This is a genomic window from Psychrobacillus sp. FJAT-21963 (assembly GCF_001420585.1).
Lineage (GTDB): Bacteria > Bacillota > Bacilli > Bacillales_A > Planococcaceae > Psychrobacillus.
This window is the reverse complement of the sequence record NZ_LJIY01000030.1, coordinates 1-3,413: the sequence shown is the minus strand read 5'-3', so window position 1 is coordinate 3,413 and position 3,413 is coordinate 1. Positions and strand designations below refer to the sequence as shown.

Sequence of the window (3,413 nt, the reverse complement as noted above, 5' to 3'; positions counted from 1 at the left end):
CATTCCTAAATATATGTATAATTAAAATAATTAATTTACTAAAACCAAGTGACTTTGAAAGTTCTACATACATTTTACGTTCCTCTGCCTCAAATGTCAGCATGCTTAAGCGATACAGCTGTACCATGGGTAAAATCATCAAACAAAAAACAGGAAGCATATAAATCTTTTCTCCACCAGTGACGGCTATTTTAGAAAGAAAAATACCTGTATTTCTATGAATCATAATTACCGTTAACTGAACAAGCAAAATCACTAATATGTCTGGAAAGGATTCCAAAAAGAAAAAGATCGTTTTAATTCGCTGTCTTGTTCGTTCTTTAAACAGCATTGTTAGAATCGTAAATAATAGTGCTAAAAAAATTGCAACTACTAATGCCAAAAATAATATCTCTAAAGAATAGGTAATATACTCCCTTATATGTGGACCATAGTATTGATCCATAAAATTAGAAAGTGGAAATAGTGCAAGTATATGTTGCGAATATTCCTTTCCCCTAAACTCCCCTTGTTGTATACCTGTGATCAATATAGGTAAGCCACTTATCAGTAAAATACCTATAAAAGCTACCGTCAATTGAAGCAACCATATTGATAATTTCTTCACAAAAAATCCCCCTGCTGTCTGAAAACTAAGATGAAAATATCATAACATAGTAAAATATAAAAAAAAGAGAATTTTAAGTAATTTGAGACATTTCTCCATTTAATCCAATTTTCAGCCCTCTTTAATCGATTGGAACAAGCGAATATAAAAAAACAGGCTAAAGATAGCCTGTTTTTTATGTCTATTAAAATAAACGGCTTAAATTCGCCATTTCAATTGCAGATACTGCCGCATCATAACCTTTGTTACCAGCTTTTGTACCAGAACGTTCAATAGCTTGCTCAATTGTTTCCGTTGTCACAATGCCGAACATAACTGGCACACCTGTTGTTAACCCCACACTTGCAATACCTTTTGCTGTTTCGTTACATACATAATCGTAATGTGTAGTAGAGCCTCGAATAACAGTTCCTAAACCGATAATTGCATCATATTTTTTTGTTTCCGCCATTTTTTTCGCTAAAAATGGTACTTCAAATGCTCCAGGTACCCATGCTACATCTACATTATCCAAAGAAACACCGTGACGTTTCAAGCCGTCCATTGCACCATCTAATAATTTTCCATTGATAAACTCATTAAATCTACCAACTACAATACCTATTTTCAAATCTGTTCCGATTAATTGTGCTTCAAATATTTGTCCCATTCTTTATCTCTCCTAAATTTTTAATTTTATAAGTTAATATTTCCTCAGAATTAAAGCTATTCACCCATCACTAATTTTTCATGTGCATTTCGATAATTTACTAATGCTTCAATAGTGACAAATTTCAATCCATGAAGATTTGCTATTTCTTTTAATTCTGGTACTCTAGCCATTTCCCCATTTTCACTCATAATTTCGCAAATGACACCAGCAGGTTTAACTCCGCAAAGTTTTGCAAAATCAACCGCTGCTTCCGTATGACCCGGACGTTCAAGTACACCATTGTCTTTTGCTATTAGAGGGAACACATGACCAGGTCGACGGAAGTCGGAGCCTACCGACTCAGCATTCAAGAGTTGTAATATTGTTTCAGATCGCTCAAATGCACTAATACCGGTCTCTGTAGTTTTATAATCTATACTAACAGTGAAGGCTGTTTGATGGTTATCCGTATTATTTTCGACCATAGGAGATAAATTTAGATAATCAGCTAAATTCTTCGTAATAGGTGTGCATATTAATCCACGACCATACGTTGCCATAAAGTTAATATTTTCGGGTGTAGCGTAATCTGCCAAAACAAGAAAGTCTCCTTCATTTTCTCGACTTTCGTCATCCACTACAATAATGACTTTACCTTTTTTTAAATCATCTATAGCTTCTTCAATTGTATGAAACATAGTAAAAGCCCCTTTATTAAAATCCATTTTTTCTTAAGAAATCCATCGTTATTGTTGAGTTCTTTGATTTCTCTTGTTTTTGATCTAATTGTTGAATAACATATTTCCCCAATAAATCATTTTCAATATTTACAATGTCTTGCTCTCTTTTAATACCTAAGATTGTCTCGCTGAATGTATGTGGAATAAGCGATACTGTTATTTGTGTGGGCTGCACTTCGAAAATAGTTAAACTAATTCCATCGATCGCTACCGAACCTTTTAGCATGCAATATTTACTGAGTTCTCTATCAATACCGATATCTACGTACACCGCATTTTCCAGTTTTCTTTTTCTTAAGATGACACCCGTTCCATCCACATGACCAGAAACAAAATGTCCACCAAACCTTCCATTTGCCGCCATCGCTCTTTCTAAATTGACTACATGGCCAATTTGCAGTGAACGAATATTTGTTGACTTAACAGTTTCTGGCATTATTTCTACAGTGAAATGATTATTAGAATAAGCAATAACTGTTAAACAAACACCATTAACAGCAATACTGTCACCTAAATGAATGTCTTCAACTATTTTAGAAGATTCCAATGTTAACTTCATACTGTTCGCACCACTTTTAAGGGCCTTAACTTTACCTAAGTCTTCAATAATTCCAGTAAACAACAGAAACACCTCTTTTCAGAAATATTTTATTTAATTCAGAAAACCTCCTGTCTTGACAACAAAATTCTCTGATAAACAAAAGAAAACCCCTTAGAAATTAAGGGGTTTTGGGATTATGTAATTTAAGCAATACTTAATAAACCTATCTAAATCCGGAAAATTTAAAAGGCTTCTTGCTCTTACATCCTTCTCCCATCCAGACTTTAACTGTCGGCTTTGGATTCGCACCAAATCCTGCCTTAAAAAAGGCTCACGGGCTTAGAATTTCTTCATCACCGTCGATTGGGAATTTCACCCGACCCCGAAGGAATATAATATAAAGTTGTAATTGGGTTTTCATTTCTACAAAAAGAAAAACCCATAGAGAATCTCTACGGGGTCGTTAGAAAAGTTATTTTCATCAACAAATAAACCTATAGAAGAAGTTTTTCTCCATAAGTAAATAAAGTTGTTCAAACGTCCTTCTCCCATCCAGACTATACTGTCGGCTTTGGATTCGCACCAAATCCTGCCTTAAAAAGGCTCACGGGCTTAGAATTTCTTCATCACCGTCGATTGGGAATTTCACCCGACCCCGAAGGACTATTCATCTATGCAATTATAATACCACGTAAAGAATAATTATACACGTAAATTGTCTTTCCTATATTTGTTAATATATCAGATTGCTCAATCAGTAGAGTATACACAAGTGTATATTCTGTATTATATCTACTTTAATACCAGTAGAGAATTACTCTATAAGTTGTGTTTTAAACAGTTTCTTATTGGTCTATTTGTTTAAATGTTTAAAGAAGGGATATATTTTTTATT

The 3,413-nt window shown here is 33.9% G+C and carries 3 protein-coding genes, 1 pseudogene and 2 riboswitches; all 4 genes and pseudogenes read right to left on the bottom strand.

All coding sequences use genetic code 11. The features are described 5' to 3' along the window. Positions 1–607, bottom strand: a 607-nt coding sequence (locus AN959_RS20365; RefSeq protein WP_056833459.1) for a hypothetical protein, incomplete at its 3' end; no start/stop codon positions are given. Positions 608–791: 184 nt separating this feature from the next. Next, a complete protein-coding gene (ribE, locus tag AN959_RS20360; protein WP_053588980.1) occupies positions 792–1,256 on the bottom strand; it encodes a 6,7-dimethyl-8-ribityllumazine synthase in 465 nt (154 codons plus the stop codon). 59 nt (positions 1,257–1,315) lie between these two features. Then, positions 1,316–1,936, bottom strand: a pseudogene (gene ribB, locus AN959_RS20355) (3,4-dihydroxy-2-butanone-4-phosphate synthase); the annotation flags it as partial. Positions 1,937–1,952: 16 nt separating this feature from the next. Continuing rightward, the gene (gene ribE, locus AN959_RS20350; RefSeq protein ID WP_056833458.1) at positions 1,953–2,600 is read right to left on the bottom strand and encodes a riboflavin synthase; all 648 of its coding nucleotides are present in this window, start codon (positions 2,598–2,600) and stop codon (positions 1,953–1,955) included. Positions 2,601–2,780: 180 nt separating this feature from the next. Then, positions 2,781–2,913: riboswitch (FMN riboswitch) on the bottom strand. Between the two features lie 142 nt (positions 2,914–3,055). Then, a riboswitch (FMN riboswitch) is annotated at positions 3,056–3,186 on the bottom strand. Positions 3,187–3,413: the final 227 nt, after the last annotated feature.